The following is a 16610-nucleotide window of genomic DNA, read 5'->3' as shown; positions in this document are numbered from 1 at the left end:
CGAACCGCATACCTTGGTAGAAGAATTTCTTCGTCCGTCCTTTGAGAAAGGGCGTCCGCCAGCTCCGACAAGCGCATTGCATTTGACACAGCACGAAGGCCGTCTTCCATCCCCTGCAGCGGGGCCAATCCGTCGGCGATCATCCGCTCGCGGACGCTTTTCGGTAGCGCTTCCGGCACTGTGTTGACGAAAGCTGCAGGCAATCCGCGCTCGCGTGCTGCTTGCGCGAATGCCTTAGTGCTGATGTTCCAGCTTTGTGGATCCCAGCCGCCCTCGGGCGGGTAGCACATTACCTGCAGAGCCATGTCGCGATCATCCGACAGGTATGCTCGATAGATATTCAGATTTTGATCGAAGCCCGCATCGACCCCAGAAGAGATGTCGAGAGGGTTGGCCGGATGAACAAAGGCCGGTAGATATTTCTCAAGCTCTGCTGCCGCTTCCGCTGATGGCGTTTGCAGGTCAAGCCCATTAACTTCGGCAATGTCGCCCCCGAGCACCGCATAGGAGCCCGAACTTGTTGCATATGCCGTACGACGCCCTTTCACTCTTGGCGTGTACACCAGCATCTTCAGCGTCTCCAACGCCTCAGTTGGGGTGCGCACCTCGACGAATCCGAGCCGCTTGAACAGCGCGGAAGTCACGACATCATCGCCCGCAAGCGAAGCGGTATGTGACTGGGTCGCCCGCCGACCGGCACTCGTTCGGCCACCCTTGATGACGACCACCGGGATACCTTTGCGCGCGGCTTTGAGACCTGCAGCGGAGAGGACGGCCGCGTCGCTAATGCCCTCCAAATAAAGATTCACTGCCCGAACGCGTTCATCATCCAGAACCACATCCATCACGTCGGCTGCAGTTACCATCGCCTGATTTCCGAGTCCGACGGAATAGGCCACCGGCAGCGACCGCTCCGCACATCCCAGGTCGGAGAGGTAAGAGCCGCCATTGCTTATGAGGGCGACGCTGCCGTTCTCGTCATGGTCACCGAAATGGTCCATCATGAAGACGGATCGATCGGCAAAGTTGGCCACGCCGGGGCAATTCGGCCCGATTATCGGCATTTCTCCTGCTGCTTGCACTAGGTCGCGCTGCGACTTCTCTCCGCCGTGCATTTCTGAGAAGCCGGAACTATTACAAATCGCACCTGCGACGCCGATTTCTGATAGTTCACGTACCACGCCCACCACGCTCTCGCGCGGCACCGCTATAAACGCGACGTCAGGTATCTCCGGGAGGCCGGCGACGCTGGGCACACAGCGAATACCCGCCAGCTCGCTGCGACGTGGGTTGACAACATGGATAGGTCCTCGAAAGCCACGCGCACGACAATAGTCGATGGCGGGTACCATCGAGGCCCCGCCGATGAACACTGCACTTTGCGGCGCCAACAAGCGCTTGAGACGCCCCCGTCTGTTCTCCCATGCGCTATTGTAGGTCAAAGCTAGACTCCCCTTGGTCATGACGGCTGTGTGGCGTGCTTTTCAAGCCGCATACCCGTTATAGGCAATGAAGCCCGCCTGAAAATTCGAAATAAAATCATTCGGCAGATTACTTTTTTGCGCAACTCACAACGCCGCGGCTCTGATAGCGTAGGCACTGAACCGGGAGAGACGGAGAGACATTGGCCACTTGAGAGAGAGCTTCGCCAAGGTGACTGGTTGATTAACGCCGGGTTGGCGAGGCATCGTCCGCAGTCTTCACGAAAGCACTGGAAGCGACCAGTCCTATAAAAGTGATAAAGAGAGGAAACCTGCAATGAAGAAATGGGATGAAATACAAGCGTTGAATTCTGTTCTAGACCGGAGGCAGTTTCTTAATTCTGCAGTGGCTGCCGGCGCGCTTGCGATCGGCTCGGCGAGCGGCGTCCTACCGTCGCTCGCGCAAGAAGCGGCACCGAAGAAAGGCGGTCATTTCAAGATCGGCGTTGGCGCAGGCTCCACAACAGACACGCTCGATCCTGCTATGTACAAAGACTCATTCATGATGCCATTCGGCCATAGTCTGCACGGTTATCTCGTCGAAGTGGATGCTACCGGCAATCTGGTAGGTGAACTTGCCGAATCCTGGGAGTCGTCGAAGGACGCCAAAACCTGGACCTTCAAACTTCGAAAGGGCGTAGAGTTCCACAACGGCAAGACCTTGCAAGCGGACGATGTTATCGCCTCGATCAATCATCACCGAGGTCAAGATTCGACGTCACAGGCAAAATCCGTTGTGGGTCCCATCGAGGATATCCGTTCCGATGGTGCCGGAACGTTTGTCATAGTCCTAAAAGATGGCAATGCGGATTTTCCATTTCTTATGGAGCACTATAGCCTGGCCATCATGCCGGCGAAGGAGGGGAAGGTCGATACTTCCGGGGTTGGCGCGGGCGGATTTGTCCTGGAGGCCATCGATTTCGGCGTCAAAGCGACATCCAAGCGTTTCGCAAACTACTGGAAACCAAACGCGGCTTGGTTCGACTCCTTCGAGGTCCTTGCCATACATGATGTCACGGCGCGAACGAATGCGCTGACGACAGGCCAAATCCACGCAATGGACAGGTGCGACCTGAAGACCGTTCATCTCCTGGAGCGGAACAAGGGCTTGGAGATCGTGTCCATCGGCGGTACCCAACACTATACCTTACCTATGCTTGTTGATGTTGCACCCTTCGATAATGTGGATGTGCGGCTAGCGCTCAAGTATGCGATCAATCGACAACAGTTGCTTGATACTGTGCTGCACGGGTATGGGCAGCTCGGCAATGACCACCCAATTGGCTCTGCAAACCGCTTTTTCGCCAAAGATCTGCCGCAGCGCGAGTTTGATCCGGACAAGGCAAAATTCCATCTGAAGAAGGCTGGCTTATCGGACTTGAAGGTCAGCTTGTCGACGTCTGATGCGGTATTTGCAGGCGCTGTCGACACCGCCGTGCTCTATCAGCAGGACGCAGCGAAGGCTGGAATCACCATAGACGTTGTCCGTGAGCCCGGCGACGGCTACTGGGAAAACATCTGGATGAAGAAGCCTTGGTCGATGTGCTATTGGGGCGGCCGGGCGACTGCGGACTGGATGTTCTCAGAGGTCTATGCGTCTAACGCTAATTACAACGATACGCATTGGAAGAACCCCCGCTTCAACGAACTCTTGGCGGCTGCCCGGTCTGAGCTGGACGAGGCAAAGCGGGTGCAGATGTATGCGGAGATGCAGGCACTCTGTAGGGACGATGGCGGCGCCGTCATTCCCCTCTTCGCTAACTACGTCAACGCGCTGTCCAAGAAAGTCGGTCACAACAAGATGGCGTCAAACTGGGATTGGGACGGTTTTCGCTGCGCAGAACGCTGGTGGTTTGCGGAAGCTTGATGTCTGGACAGCCCATGCGGCGCCAAAGCGTTGCAAGGGTCGAGTGGTTTGTGCTCGAGGGAAGGTTGGCCTTCGCGCAGATGAAAATCCTGGCACCTGAGCCTGTCGCTGCTCCACTCTGTGACGGCGAATTAATGTAGTCTCGATGCGCTGGGGGGCAGTTCACAAGCTGTGCGCCGCTGCCAGTTTGCCCCCCAGGCGACCCATCCAAATCGATAGAGAAGCTGGGCGCTTTGCTCATCGGCCATCCAAGTCAGCGTGGCGCAATACATTTGGCAGAACGCGCTTCTATCGTTGGCGGGAAGGGCCATCCGCCCATGAGGCGCACAAGCTGCTATGGCGCGGCGTTTCTGCCCCAATCGATCCTCGATTGACCAAGTCGAAACAATAACCGGTCGGCACCGGCCATCGCCCCAAGAAGTGGACACCGGCCTATGGATTTGCCGATCGAGAGGAATCTCACTGTGAAAAGCCAGCTTCTGATCGGCATCCTTTTGATGCTCGGGGGCGACTTCATGTTCGCACTGAACGACGCAATGGGCAAATGGCTGGTCAGCAGCTTTAGCGTGGGCCAGGTCCTCGCCGTCCGCTCGATCGGCACCTTTGTCGTCCTCGGCCCGATGATCGTCCGCCAAGGCAGTTCGAGGCTGCTCTACGTGGAGCGGCCTTTGCTACAGTTGCTGAGGGCGCTGGCTTCGACGCTGGACACGACCTGCTTCTACGTCGCCGTCGTTAACCTGCCACTGGCCGACGTGATGAGCTTCTATATGGCCTTGCCGATCTACGTGGCGGCGCTATCGCACCTGCTGCTCGGAGAAGAGGTTGGTCGGCGGCGCTGGGCCGCGATTCTTGCCGGCTTCTCGGGCGTACTCATTGTCCTGAAGCCATCCTCGGCTTCGCTGTCGCTTTCCGCCATCTGTGCCCTGATCGGCAGCATCGCTTTCAGCTTTGTCATTGTTCTCGGCCGTCGCCTGCGCGGCACAAGTGATACTACACTGGTAACGTGGCAGATGATCGGCACGCTCATGGTTGGGCTAGTGATGACAATCGGCAACTGGCGCACGCCGTCGCCGTTCGATTTCGGTGCGATGCTGCTGCTTGGCGGGATTTCCTGTGCTGCTCATCTGTTGATCACACACGCACTGAAGCTCGCGCCAGCCGCGACGCTAGCGCCCCTGCATTACAGCCTATTGCTCTGGGCGATCGTCTTCGGCCTGACATTTTTCGGAGACGTCCCGAGCCCGCGCATCCTTGTGGGCGCCGCCATTGTCGTTCTTGCCGGCTTGTTCATCTTCCACCGCCAGAACATATTAGAGGGTACGCTACCGCCCGAGAATGTGCCGAAAGGCCCCAGCTGACTGGTTCCTGCCGGGTGGATGCCCGGCCCGGCCAACTTGCACGCAACCAGCGCCAGTGTTAGCACTCGCTCTATTCACGTTGAGTTGCCGCGCTCCTGTGCGTTAACGCGTTCGCGCCGACGAGCTTGCCAAAAAGGACGTTCGAAGCGCGCTACATAGGGCAAGAAGTGCGGCCATCGCGCGGCCCGATGCGATGTCGCGTGCCTCAGGTTGACTTGGCGGTATGGACCCGCTGGGCCGCTTTGTGTGGCATGACCAATTTTGTGGAAATGCAGTCTGCGCGGCGGCGACCACGTATTGCGCTCGGCGAGCAGCAATCTAGCCATGCGCAGTCCGAGGCTTCTGGGATCGGCCCCGCGGCATCGGATATTATCGCACGACAATTTTCGGGGTGAAGTTCATTGAAGAATTTGCGACCGGTTGGATATCCGAAATCAGCTTGGCGGTGTGGCTCACGGCCCTGCGATATTCATCGGCAACCTCATCCACCACGTCCCCTGCCGACTGAATTTCCGAGACGGCGGAGACTGTATGACCTGCACTCCAAATGTCTGCCCAACGCTTCGGCCCTTTTCCAGCTAGGTCAGCGCTGAACCTTTTGCGCGCCTCTTCAACGCTCAGCGGTATTTCCAATTCGGCGAGGTCGAGACCGGCTTCCAGGATCGACGGCCGGAGGTAATTGGCATCGAATCCGTTGATCGCCTTCGTTAGCTGGATGTCGTCGATTCCTGAATGGACCACCATTTGTTTGTGCCCATGCGGCGCCAGGCTCTCATGCGTCGCGATGAAACGTGTCCCCATCATACCGAAGTCGCACCCAAGCACCTGTGCTGCCCAAAGTGCATGGCCGTCGCTTAGGCCGCCGGCGAGGCCCACTGGCCCGTCATAGATCGAGCGCACCGCCCTGACGAATGACAATCCGTTTAGCCAGCCAGTCTGCCCTCCTGCGCCTGCGCTCAGAAGCACCAGGCCATCGGCACCCACTTTGATCGCTTTTTCAGCATGCCGCATCGTGGCGACATCTGTCAGTACTGTGCATCCAATATCATGCAATTGAGGGATGATTGCCTCCGGAGATCCGACGCTTGCAAGCACGATCTTGACCCGGTGCTTGACCAAGACGTCCACATCGGCCTGAAGGGCCTCGGGTGATCTACGCATGACGATGTTGGGACAGCATGGTGCCGAAACATCATCAGACTCAGCACAAGCTCGCTCTATCCTTCCGAGCCACTCGTCCAGCTGTTCCGGCGTCCGTGCATTTAGGGTTGGAAAAGCCCCGATTGCGCCCTTCCGGCACACCGCTGAAACGAGATCAGGTCCTGATACTCTCTGCATCGGCGCCGCGATCAACGGAATGCGCAACCGAGAGGTGATCGATGTAGGCAGGCCCATTTCGCTTATCCATTCTTGCTAGTGATTTCCGTCCGTCGCAGCCACACTCACGCTAAGGAGGCCTCTGGGTCTCAAGCGTTCAGAATTTCCCCGTCTGCCGTGATAGTTCAGCTGAGAGATCCCATCACTGCGAACGGAAAGCGTCCCTGTGCAAGCCGCGAGATCGACCTGTTATAAGCACGCAGTCCAGCTGAAAATCTGAAATAAAATCATTCGCCAGGTGATTTTTTTGCGCGACTGGAAGGCCTGTACCTCATGATAGCATCAGCCTTGAACCCGCCGAAAAATCGAAGGCTTTTGTGGGATGGCTGATACTACGACAACGTCGACGAAGAAGCGATGGGCAAACGCCTGCTGGTTCGGCCGTCCCAGTACGGACTGGATGTTCTCTCAGGCCAATGACGCTAGCTGGGTCGATGCGCGTCGGAAGCCCCCTCGGTTCAACGAGCTGTTGTTGGCTGGGTGGTCCAAACTTAGTGACGCCAAGCGACTGGGTCTATATACGCAAACGCAGCGGCTCGGCAGTGACGATGGCGGCACGGCCATTTCGCAGTTCGCTGACTGCGTGAGGGCCGGGAAGATCGGCCACAATAGGATCGAATCGAGCTGGGATTGGAACGGCTTCGGCTGTAACCAACATTGGTTGGCTGAAGCATAGATTGGGTCAAGAATATCCGATGACATCCATACCGAAGATCATAAGTCAGCGTGTCGCTCTGGGCGTACTGACCCTTTGGGTCGTGTCCGTAATCATTTTCGCCGGCATTCAATTTCTGCCTGGCGACGTGGCCACTGAGTTGCTCGGGCAGTCGGCAACGCCGGAAACTGTCGCAGCAATCCGAAAGAGCCTCGGACTCGATTTGCCGGTCTATCTTCGTTACCTCCACTGGCTCGGCGAGACACTGCAGGGAAATTTCGGAACAGCGCTGGCCAGCGGCAGGGATATCGGTGAGCTCATCCGGCCCAGGCTGTTCAACACCCTGTTCCTTGCAATAACCGCCGCGATGATTTCGGTTCCGCTGGCACTGCTTGGCGGCATAGTGGCTGCGCTCTATAGGAACACGCTCGTTGACCGCGTGATCAATGTGGTCACGCTTGCCTCGATCTCATTTCCCGAATTCTTTGTCGCTTATATTCTCATACTGATTCTGGCAGTGCACATCGGAATCCTTCCCAGCCTCTCTGACGTAGATTCCACCACCAGCTTTCTGGACCGGCTAACGGCGGTCGCGTTGCCGGCGTTCACGCTTGCAGTGGTAGTAATGGCGCACATGTTGCGAATGACGAGGACTTCAATCGTCAGTCTATTAGGCAATCAGTATATAGAGACGGCACGGCTCAAGGGGCTGCCAGAGTGGCGTATGCTTGTGCGGCATGCTCTGCCAAACGCTTTGGCGCCCATCGCCAATGTTGTCGTCCTTAACCTGGCATACCTAATAACCGGCGTCGTTGTCGTTGAGGTCGTATTCGTCTACCCAGGCCTTGGGCAGCTGATTGTCGATTCCGTCCAGAAGCGAGACGTTCCGGTTGTGCAGGCCTGCAGTCTGATCTTCGCCGCGACTTATGTTTTGCTCAATCTCACCGCGGACGTGTTATCGATCATCATGAATCCGCGCCTGATGCATCCAAAGTGACGTCCAATTCTTTGAACAACCGTTGAGCGAGCACATATGACGATGCAGCCGCCTTGGATTCTCAGGACAGGAGCCAGCAAGTTCGCTTCGGCGCCGCTGAGCGCAAAGTTCGGAATTGCCATCGTAACTCTGTATGTGCTGATAGCACTGTCGGCGCCGTATTTGGCTCCCTACGGCGAGGCCGAGATTGTCGGAACGCAATTCGAACCGTGGAGCGCTCGCTTCTGGTTTGGAACCGACAACCTTGGACGCGACATGCTCACGCGGCTTGTGTTCGGTGCGCGCAATACAATCGGCATAGCGTTGGTAACGACGACCCTAGCATTTTCCATTGGCGCTTTTGCCGGATTGGCCGCCGCTACCCTCGGCGGATGGGCGGATCAGATCTTGTCGCGGCTCGTGGACGTTCTGATGTCGATACCGCAACTCATTTTTGCATTGTTCCTCTTGTCCATTTTCGGAACCTCAATACCTACGCTCATAATTGTCATTGCCGTTCTGGATTCCACCCGCGTATTTCGGCTCACACGCGCCGTCGCCGTCAACGCCGCAGTTTGCGATTATGTAGAGGTGGCCAGGCTCCGCGGCGAAGGACCAATCTGGATTATGACACGCGAGATACTACCGAACATAACCCCGACCCTCGTGGCTGAGTTTGGCCTGCGGTTTTGTTTCGTGTTCCTTCTCATCAGCGGGCTCTCTTTTCTCGGTATTGGCATCCAGCCACCGACCGCCGATTGGGGCTCAATGGTTCGCGAAACTGCGACTTTGATTGTCTATGGAGATATTACCCCGCTGCTTCCAGCTGGTGCGATCGCGCTGCTGGCAGTGAGCGTCAATCTGGTGGTGGACTGGTTCCTGCACTCGGCAAGCGGGCTCAAAGATTGAGGCCGTTGCAGGTCGTGCGCGTCGCTGGGTGGCAATGCCGAGCAACATTGGCGTGTGTAGTTGAGCGATCGCCCTATGGTCTGCCTGGCGGGCTCAGCTACACCCCAGTCATAGTGCAATACCCCTTGGGATTGTGTACGAGTTGGGTAGGCAGCCCTTGACCAGAACCTTCTATCTTGATTCGTGGTCAGATAGGCCTTACTGATAACGCTCTACGGCACAGATAAGCCGAGCGCACAACTCGGCTTTCGGCGCCGCCTCGTCGAGGCGGTGCCCTTGTTGCACCAGCCGCGTAGTGAAGCACGACGATCTCGTCGTCGTCACATTGAGCAAACTCGCTTGCAGCTTCTGACAGGCGCTTAGCATTCGATACGGCGCATCGCACGCGAATACGACAGGGTCGCGCGACGGCCGCGTTTGCCCCTAATATGACAAAGACCAATATTTGCGCGCCTCTTTGGGGCCAGCGCCCGAGAGCTCACCCGCATCTGCGATCCTTGCAGCTCGCATCATATCTCTTGAACACTCTGGTAGTTCAAGCGGCACCCCGTGAAACGCTGTCACCTTCCGCCGCAATGCGCATTGAAATCACTTGGCAGATGACTTTTTTGCGCGACACCAGGGCCTGTCGCTGATGATACCGTCAGATTTGTGCCGCCTGAGGAGGAAGGCCTCGCAAGAGTTCAGGGCCGTGGCCGTTACCACCCTCCTCAAAGAGCTCTCGCCGGCGCTGGATGGCCAACATCACCAACAAACGCGATTGAAAGGGGAGAACAAAATGAACAGATGGGGTAAAATTCCAATGGCAGCTTCGCCGGTAGACCGGCGGAGGTTCCTTAAAACAGCAGCCGCAGCCGGGGCATTAGCCATCGGCTCGGCAAATGGCGTTCTCCCGTCGTCTGCTCAAAGTGCCACTCCCAAGAAAGGGGGACATTTCAAAGTCGGCGTTGCTGAAGGCTCCACAACCGACTCGCTAGATCCTGCTACGTATCCGGACTCGTTCACGCTAACACTCGGCCATAGCCTGCATGGATACCTCACCGAAGTAAATGCAGACGGCAATCTGGTGGGCGAACTCGCTGAATCCTGGGAGGCAACGAAAGACGCCAAAACGTGGGCCTTCAGGCTCAGGAAAGGAGTCGAGTTCCACAACGGAAAAACCATGGACGCTGATGATGTTATCGCAACGATCAACCACCATCGTGGCGAACAGTCCAAATCAGCCGCAAAGGCCATCGTGGATCCGATCGAAGAGATCCGGGCCGACGGTCCAGGAACAGTTGTCGTCGTTCTCAAACAGGGCAATGCGGATTTTCCATTCGCGCTGGATGACGGTCATATGGCTATTATGCCGGCGAAAGATGGGAAGGTCGACACATCTGGCGTTGGCGCTGGAGCATACACACTCGATACGATCGACTTCGGAGTCAAAGCGACGACCAACCGTTTCACGAACTATTGGAAACCGAATGCGGCTTGGTTCGACTCCTTCGAAGTTCTTTCGATACATGATGTGACGGCGCGGACCAACGCGCTAGCGACTGGCCAGATCCACGCCATGGATAAGTGTGATCTGAAGACCATTCATCGCCTGGAGGGGAACAAGAACTTAGAGATCGTGTCCGTAAGCGGTACTCAACACTTTACCATGCCGATGCTTGTTGATGTTCCGCCGTTTGACAACGCGGATGTGCGCCTGGCGCTGAAATATGCGATAAATCGGCAGCAGCTGCTTGATACCGTGTTGCGTGGATATGGGAAGCTCGGCAACGACCACCCAATTGCCTCCACAAACCGCTTCTTCGCGAAGGATCTGCCACAGCGCCAATATGATCCGGACAAGGCAAGATTCCTTCTGAAGAAAGCTGGCCTTTCAGATCTAAAAGTTGGCTTGTCCACGTCCGATGCGGCATTCCCCGGCGCAGTCGACACCGCGGTGCTCTATCAGCAGGATGCAGCTAAGGCCGGAATCGCCATCGACGTTGCGCGTGAACCAAGCGACGGCTATTGGGAACGTGTCTTCCGGAAGAAGCCTTGGTCAATGACCTATTGGTTCGGTCGGCCCACTGCGGACTGGATGTTTTCGCAGGTCTACGCAGCTGACGCGGCTTGGAACGATACCCGCTGGAAGAATCCCCGCTTCAATGAACTCCTACTGGCTGCCCGATCTGAGTTGGACGACGCAAAGCGGCTGGAGATGTATTCGGAAATGCAAGCCCTGTGCAGCGACGACGGTGGCACTGTCATCCCCGTCTTCGCGAACATGGTGAGTGCGCTGTCCAGGAAAGTCGGACATAGCAAGATCGGATCAAGCTGGGATTGGGACGGCTTTCGTTGCGCAGAACGCTGGTGGTTCGCGGAAGCCTAGTTGGGCCGTCAATATTCAAATAATCTTCGTCGCAGAGATCACCGGCCAGCGCGCTCTTGGGGCGCGCTGGCCGGTGGTCGTGAATGAGTTTGCGGTTCAATAAGTATGTCTGCGCTATTACGGATCAGTTGACCCGAGCGCAGTTGGGCAATGCGAAGATCAGATAGGTTCCATAGTTAGACTACCCCAATTTAGGAGAAAGAAATGTCACTCATCCAGCTCTCTGAGCACCTTTGGTTGTTCCGAGATGCCTGCAAACGTGTACATTTTGAAAAGCGGCGAGAAGTGCCTACTGACCTACTGATTGATACGGGATCCGGCACTGTTTTGCAGCATCTCCACGCTATAGGCGGTGAATCGGCTCTTTAATTGCGGGTGGTTGTCAATCCGAGTTTCGCTCTGTCATCGCCGGGGTCATGGTCCTTTCCGAGGTCGAATGCCTCATTGATGATGTTCGGGTCCGGCGCCTCAACGTGTGCAACGAAATTCGAAGTCGATGTCAGCCGATTCAACGAGGTCACCACAACCACCGTCCCGGCGGGGACATCACGGGTTCCGGAAACGGGCCCGCGATTGGGATCGAGTGCGGATCTGTCACGCCATCTTTTCGGCGCCCCACTCAAAGCTGGTGCCGTCAACCCAGAGGCAGTGGATCGGTTTGGCGCATCTTGCAGAGGCGGGGTTCTTTCGCGAGGTGCGGGTGAAAGGGTTCGACAGCATGCTGACCCGCACGTGCGTGTTTCAGAAATTCGCGGACACCCATTCCGCTAATTCGCGGACAGCGATGGAGTGCACCCCCAGACTGAGACACAGAAAATCGCGGACAGTTTCCGTGTTAAGCTATGCAGCCTTTTCTGTCAGTCGTCTGCTTGAATGCTTCTGCTCGTATTCCTCAGGAGTGAGATAGTCGAGCGCCGAATGCAGCCTTTGCTGGTTGTAGATGGTATCGATGAAGGCTCCGATCCGTTTGCGCGCGTCGGCCGCATCCTTGTAGGTGAGGCCCTGCACTTCTTCCTGCTTGAGCGTTTTCATGAAGCTCTCCGCCTTCGCATTATCGTAAGGATTGCCGACACGGCTCATGCTCGCCTGGATACCGTGACGATTCAGAAGTTCGGAGTACGCTCCGCACGCGTATTGAACCCCGCGGTCGGAATGATGCACGAGGCTCCCGGGTTCGGGCCGGCGATCAGCGATAGCCATCTCGAGGGCCTCGATGGCAAGGCTTGCTCTGAGATGCGTATCCAACGCCCAGCCGACCACTTTGCGGCTATAGGCGTCAAGCACAACGGCAAGGAAAGCAAACTCCTCAGCCAGATGCAGGAACGTGATATCGGCCACCCACAGCTGGTCGAGCCTATTGAGGATCATTCCCCTGGCAAGGTTCGGCACGACGTGCCAACCATGCCTCGAGTTCCTCGTCACAGGAACAAAGGGTTTTGCGCGCAGGCACAGCAGATTGTCTTCCCGCATGATCCGTAGAATGCATTTGTGATTGACTTGCCATCCCTCCCGCCGCAGCAGGGCTGCGATCCGGCGGTAGCCGTAGTGCGCGTTGCCGAGAGCCATCCTCTGAATGAGATCGCGCAAACCTGTCTCGGCGCGCCGAGGCGCCGAATCCAGCCAATGACGGTAGTAACTCGCGCGGCTGACGCCAGCGAGCCAGCACATTCTATCGATGTTGAATTCGCCTTGCGACAGGCCGGTCGTCATCTTTTCGATGACTTTGAAGATCCCGTTTCGCCAGGAGCGCTGCTCGACGATGATCTTCCTCGAAATGCCGCAAGGCTTCGCGAAAAAAATCGAGATCGAGTTGCTGTTGCCCGACTTTCTGCTCCAATTCCCTGATCCGGCGCCTGGCCTTGGTCAGCGCCTTTTCCTGAGGTGCCGGCGTGTCGACTGGGTTCTGCAGCCGCGCGGCCCCGTCAACTCCTGTTGTCGATCTGGCCGGCCGGCCGCGCCGACGTGACTTCAGATTACCACGAAGCCTGAGGTGATCACGCCACTCGTAAAGTCGTTGGCGACTGATGCCAACCTCGTCTGCTAACTTGCTGACGGTTTCGCCTGCCTCCATGCGCTGGAGAAGCTCCAGCTTTTGGTCCTCATCAATAACTCTTTTCCGTCCGGCCATGCCCCAGTTTCCTCTCTTGCATGGAAACTGTCCGCGATTTTCCTTGTCTCAGTCTGGGGGTGCACTCCAGCACTCCACTGCTGTCCGCGATTTAGCGGAACGACTGTCCCGTTTTTGCGAAATGCGCACCGCACGCTCGTGGCGGCACGCAACAGGCTTGTCAGGATCACCACCGAGCTTTCGAACCAGATCCTTGGGGTCATGAAGACATTCGGCCTGCTGGTTCCGCAGGCAAGGGAAGCACATTCGAGAAAAATGTCCGCAGCCTGCTTGTCGATCAGGAAGGGCTCGCTCCCATCGAGCTGCCGATGCTGGAGGCTTGGCGCAGCATGCGCATCCGTGCCGCCGAACTCGGCCGACACTCGTTGCTGGCGCGCGCCAAAGCCAAGCGTGTCAGATCCTCATGTCGATCCCCGGCGTCGGCGCGATCACCGCAACCTCCTTCGCGACCGCCATTGAGGATCCCGACAACTTCAAGAGGTCCCGCTCCGTCGGTGCCGGGCTTGGCCTGACGACCCGGCGATACCAATCGGGAGAGGTCGACTATGATGGCCACATATCCCGACGGCGCGATCGCCATCTCCGGGGGCTTCTCTACGAAGCTGCGACGGTCATCCTGACCCGCAGCTCGGCCGAAAGCGGCCTGCGGACATGGGACCTCAAACTCAGGAAGAGAGTTGGCTTCAAGCGAGCTGCCGTTGCCGTGGCACGCAAACTGGCGGTGACGATGCACGCGATGCTCAAAACCGGCGCGCTCTTCGATCGGACCGCCGGAGCCACCGCATGATGGCTTGACAATAACGTTCGGTTTCGAGCGCGCTGAGACGTCCCTGCCGGAACGTGGGCAGAGCCATTCCGCTTGTTGGGGTGCACCGCTGGCTCAGCAGAGTGCGTCGTCCACATTTGAAGGCTCCTCCCGCGAAGCTCCATCATGCGGCGACCGATGTCGACCGCGAAGACGATCCTGCACCCGGCATACGCGTCTCACAAAGGTGCTTGACTCTGCCACCGCGATTAGACGACCCCATCAACCTGCCCGGCCACAAGGCCGCCGGCGTGCGCGACGCGATAGAGGCCGCAGGCGCGAGCCTGCTCTACCTGCCGCCCTACAGTCCCGACTTCAATCAATTGAGAAAGTCTTCGCCAAACTCAAGGCGCTGCTGCGAGCAAAGGCCGAGAGAACCATCAAGGCTCTGTGGGACGCCGTCGGCGCGGTCATCGACCTCTTCACCCCAGCCGAATGCGCCAACTACTTCAAAGCCGCAGGATATGAACCGGATTAAACAGGACGTGCCCTAGGTGGTTTGTGACCACAGCCAGATCCCACTACCGCGCGGGGTCCATCATCCCCATGCAAAATCGAAAGAAACGTTCGGTTGGTTCATCACTTGAAGTGGAAGCGCCAAGTCGACCGGTTTCAGCGCGCCTGCTAGGCGGCAGCCCGACTGTGCGCTACCACCTGTGTCCCGATGGATGGGCTGAAGGAGGATCTCATTTGGTGTAGCAGCAAGGCCGATCACAACCGATGCTTTGAGTCTGGCGAAGAATTGCTAGAACTTCCCATTTTCAAGCAATCGGGAGTGGTAGCTTTTTGGTGCGTCCGCCGTCGATCACGTAGACCTGACCGGTTACAAAGGCGCTCTCTTCCGAGGCGAGCCAGACTGCAAGGTTTCCAACGTCCTTCGGTTCGCCCAAGCGCCCGACCGGATGCATCGCAAGCAGCTCCCTGCGGACGCGGGCGCTGTCCCCCAAGCTATCGATATACACTTCACTCAGATCAGAATTGATCCATCCCGGCGCAATGGCGTTGCAGCGGATGCCCTCGTGGCCGTGGTCCACGGCGACAGCCGCCGTGAAGCCGTGAAGGCCCGCTTTCGAGGCAGAATAGGCAGGATGGCCTGGATTGGACCCCAGCCCTTCGATAGAGCCGATATTGACGATGCTTGCCCTGCCCCGTTGCCGAAGATGCGGCATTGCCGCCTTGGTCAGTAGGAAGGGTGCCTTCAGGTTGATGTCCATCATCTGGTCCCAGTCCGCCTCGGTCATTTCGTCGACCGTCTTCTCGAACATGACCCCGGCGTTGTTGACGAGGATGTCCAAGCCTCCAAACCGCTCGACGACAGTTTGCACAGCCGAGGCGATGTGCACAGAGTTCGCAAGGTCCGCCTTCACGTAGATGACGCGCTCGTTGACCAAATTCTCAGGTGGCACGTTTCTCTGCACAATAGCGATCTTCGCCCCCTCCTCCGCAAAGCGCTGGGTGATGCCGGCGCCGATACCGCGTCCACCGCCGGTGATAATTGCAACCTTGCCTGCCAATCTCTCAGTCATGGAATTTCCTCAGTAGACCGGCTTCGCGCCGTTCACTTCGACGGCGGTGCCGGCAATGTAGCGCGCCGCGTCAGAGCACAGAAAAAATACAACGTCGGCGATGTCTTCAGGCTCAGCAATACGACCGAGCGGAACCGTCTTGTTGAGCTCTGCAATAGCTGTGTCCGGGTTGAAACCGCGTCGCTCGAAGCCTGTGCGGATCATCGGTGTGTTGACCTCGTTCGGGCAGACGGCGTTGACGCGTATCCCATCAGGCGCGTGATCGCGGCCGAGGCATTTCGAGAAAGAGGCTACCGCGGCTTTGCTGGTGCAATAGGCTGCGTGCCCAGGACCAGGATAAAGACCCCAGCAGGACGAGATATTGACGATCGCTCCGCCCCCATGGCCCTTCATGTGCCCGATGGCTTTGCGGCAAGTGTAGAAGATCGATGTCAGATTGATGTCGAACGTCCGCTCCCAATCATCGTCGGTCGTCTCGAGAATGTTGCCGCGGTGATAATGCCGGCGTTGTTCACAAGTGCGTCCAGACGCCCGGTGGATTGGATGGAGTACTCGATTAGCTCCTCGCAGTAGGCCTTGTTCCTGAGGTCACCAGCCTTGCTCCAGACGTTTTGTCCGTCTCGATTGAGTTCTGCCTCAAGCCTGCCAAGGCCAGCCTGGTCGGCGTCACCCGCCACGACACGATAGCCGTTCGCGACAAACTGTCTGGAAATTGCTTGTCCGATGCCTCCGGCAGCGCCTGTTATTACTATTGTCTTCTTCTCAATTTCCGTCATAGCTCAAGCCATTATTTTGAGGAAGTTCGATCCATATTCGCTAAATGGTCGCTGATGGCCAGTGGACTTGTCCTGCAAAAGTCTCACTCCCGTGTTGAGTTGCGTGCTGCATCTTCCATCAGCACCATCGCTCAATCCATCCGTCTTTAACGGGTGATTACGTGTTACTATGCGAGAACGCCGCTAATGAGACTGCGGCCCCGTCGCTCTTCCGAATAACTATCCATCGATAGCACAGCGTGCTTGTGCAAGTCGTAAATTGGGCAATTTATTGCCGACCCATGAGCTTATAAGGTCTTGGCCTGAAGCCTGGACTTCGCACATGATGCTACGCAGTCAACCACCTAGCCATTCTCATCGGTCTCCGTTCACGGACTATCCTGT

10 protein-coding genes and 3 pseudogenes are annotated in these 16610 nt (G+C 57.2%); 7 read left to right on the top strand and 6 right to left on the bottom strand.

Going from position 1 to position 16610, the window contains the following annotated elements:
• Positions 1 to 1442: CoA-binding protein (locus tag ABVQ20_RS39485; protein ID WP_354465203.1), on the bottom strand; the 1442-nt coding region annotated here is incomplete at its 3' end.
• Between the two features lie 316 nt (positions 1443 to 1758).
• Here ABVQ20_RS39485 and ABVQ20_RS39480 point away from each other — a divergent pair.
• Both ABVQ20_RS39480 and ABVQ20_RS39475 read left to right on the top strand, forming a co-directional pair.
• Positions 1759 to 3348 carry an ABC transporter substrate-binding protein gene (locus tag ABVQ20_RS39480; protein ID WP_354465201.1) on the top strand — a complete coding sequence of 530 codons (1590 nt, stop codon included), beginning with the start codon at positions 1759 to 1761 and terminating at the stop codon, positions 3346 to 3348.
• 434 nt (positions 3349 to 3782) lie between these two features.
• Positions 3783 to 4706, top strand: a complete 924-nt coding sequence (locus ABVQ20_RS39475) for a DMT family transporter (RefSeq protein WP_354465200.1) — start codon at positions 3783 to 3785, stop codon at positions 4704 to 4706.
• Between the two features lie 369 nt (positions 4707 to 5075).
• Here the strand turns inward: ABVQ20_RS39475 and ABVQ20_RS39470 are convergent, their stop codons facing one another.
• Positions 5076 to 6101: an NAD(P)H-dependent flavin oxidoreductase gene (locus tag ABVQ20_RS39470; protein ID WP_354465199.1), complete on the bottom strand. Its 1026-nt coding sequence runs from the start codon at positions 6099 to 6101 to the stop codon at positions 5076 to 5078.
• A gap of 677 nt (positions 6102 to 6778) precedes the next feature.
• Here ABVQ20_RS39470 and ABVQ20_RS39465 point away from each other — a divergent pair.
• The 3 genes from ABVQ20_RS39465 (at position 6779) to ABVQ20_RS39455 (ending at position 10991) form a co-directional block, all read left to right on the top strand.
• Positions 6779 to 7735 (top strand): ABC transporter permease, encoded by a 957-nt coding sequence (locus ABVQ20_RS39465; protein WP_354465197.1) that lies wholly within the window; start codon positions 6779 to 6781, stop codon positions 7733 to 7735.
• 42 nt (positions 7736 to 7777) lie between these two features.
• Positions 7778 to 8623 (top strand): ABC transporter permease, encoded by an 846-nt coding sequence (locus ABVQ20_RS39460; RefSeq protein ID WP_435528516.1) that lies wholly within the window; start codon positions 7778 to 7780, stop codon positions 8621 to 8623.
• A gap of 691 nt (positions 8624 to 9314) precedes the next feature.
• A complete protein-coding gene (locus tag ABVQ20_RS39455) occupies positions 9315 to 10991 on the top strand; it encodes an ABC transporter substrate-binding protein (RefSeq protein ID WP_354465195.1) in 1677 nt (558 codons plus the stop codon).
• Between the two features lie 840 nt (positions 10992 to 11831).
• Here the strand turns inward: ABVQ20_RS39455 and ABVQ20_RS39450 are convergent.
• Both ABVQ20_RS39450 and ABVQ20_RS39445 read right to left on the bottom strand, forming a co-directional pair.
• The gene (locus ABVQ20_RS39450; protein ID WP_354465194.1) at positions 11832 to 12701 is read right to left on the bottom strand and encodes an IS3 family transposase; all 870 of its coding nucleotides are present in this window, start codon (positions 12699 to 12701) and stop codon (positions 11832 to 11834) included.
• A complete protein-coding gene (locus ABVQ20_RS39445; RefSeq protein ID WP_354465193.1) occupies positions 12661 to 13119 on the bottom strand; it encodes a helix-turn-helix domain-containing protein in 459 nt (152 codons plus the stop codon). Before ABVQ20_RS39445 ends, ABVQ20_RS39450 begins: the two co-directional genes overlap by 41 nt.
• 129 nt (positions 13120 to 13248) lie before the next feature.
• Here ABVQ20_RS39445 and ABVQ20_RS39440 point away from each other — a divergent pair.
• Together ABVQ20_RS39440 and ABVQ20_RS39435 are read left to right on the top strand one after the other, a co-directional pair.
• Positions 13249 to 13906, top strand: a pseudogene (locus tag ABVQ20_RS39440) (IS110 family RNA-guided transposase); the annotation flags it as partial.
• Positions 13907 to 14148: 242 nt separating this feature from the next.
• Positions 14149 to 14402: pseudogene (locus tag ABVQ20_RS39435) on the top strand (transposase); the annotation flags it as partial.
• A 283-nt stretch (positions 14403 to 14685) separates the two neighbouring features.
• Here ABVQ20_RS39435 and ABVQ20_RS39430 read toward each other — a convergent pair.
• Together ABVQ20_RS39430 and ABVQ20_RS39425 are read right to left on the bottom strand one after the other, a co-directional pair.
• Positions 14686 to 15450, bottom strand: a complete 765-nt coding sequence (locus ABVQ20_RS39430; protein WP_354465191.1) for an SDR family NAD(P)-dependent oxidoreductase — start codon at positions 15448 to 15450, stop codon at positions 14686 to 14688.
• A gap of 9 nt (positions 15451 to 15459) precedes the next feature.
• A pseudogene (locus ABVQ20_RS39425) lies at positions 15460 to 16226 on the bottom strand (SDR family NAD(P)-dependent oxidoreductase).
• Positions 16227 to 16610: the final 384 nt, after the last annotated feature.

The sequence above is a fragment of the Mesorhizobium shangrilense genome (assembly GCF_040537815.1).
Classification (GTDB): Bacteria; Pseudomonadota; Alphaproteobacteria; order Rhizobiales; family Rhizobiaceae; genus Mesorhizobium; species Mesorhizobium shangrilense.
Note: the sequence above shows the minus strand (reverse complement) of the source record. Positions and strands in the feature narration are given on the sequence as shown.

What these genes read in the sequence shown, in the direction of transcription:
- ABVQ20_RS39465 (WP_354465197.1), top strand. Translation starts at nt 6,779, where the DNA reads ATGACATCCATACCGAAGATCATAAGTCAGCGTGTCGCTCTGGGCGTA.
- ABVQ20_RS39445 (WP_354465193.1), bottom strand. Translation starts at nt 13,119, where the DNA reads ATGGCCGGACGGAAAAGAGTTATTGATGAGGACCAAAAGCTGGAGCTT.
- ABVQ20_RS39460 (WP_435528516.1), top strand. Translation starts at nt 7,778, where the DNA reads ATGCAGCCGCCTTGGATTCTCAGGACAGGAGCCAGCAAGTTCGCTTCG.
- ABVQ20_RS39470 (WP_354465199.1), bottom strand. Translation starts at nt 6,101, where the DNA reads ATGGGCCTGCCTACATCGATCACCTCTCGGTTGCGCATTCCGTTGATC.
- ABVQ20_RS39480 (WP_354465201.1), top strand. Translation starts at nt 1,759, where the DNA reads ATGAAGAAATGGGATGAAATACAAGCGTTGAATTCTGTTCTAGACCGG.
- ABVQ20_RS39450 (WP_354465194.1), bottom strand. Translation starts at nt 12,701, where the DNA reads ATGACGACCGGCCTGTCGCAAGGCGAATTCAACATCGATAGAATGTGC.
- ABVQ20_RS39475 (WP_354465200.1), top strand. Translation starts at nt 3,783, where the DNA reads ATGGATTTGCCGATCGAGAGGAATCTCACTGTGAAAAGCCAGCTTCTG.
- ABVQ20_RS39430 (WP_354465191.1), bottom strand. Translation starts at nt 15,450, where the DNA reads ATGACTGAGAGATTGGCAGGCAAGGTTGCAATTATCACCGGCGGTGGA.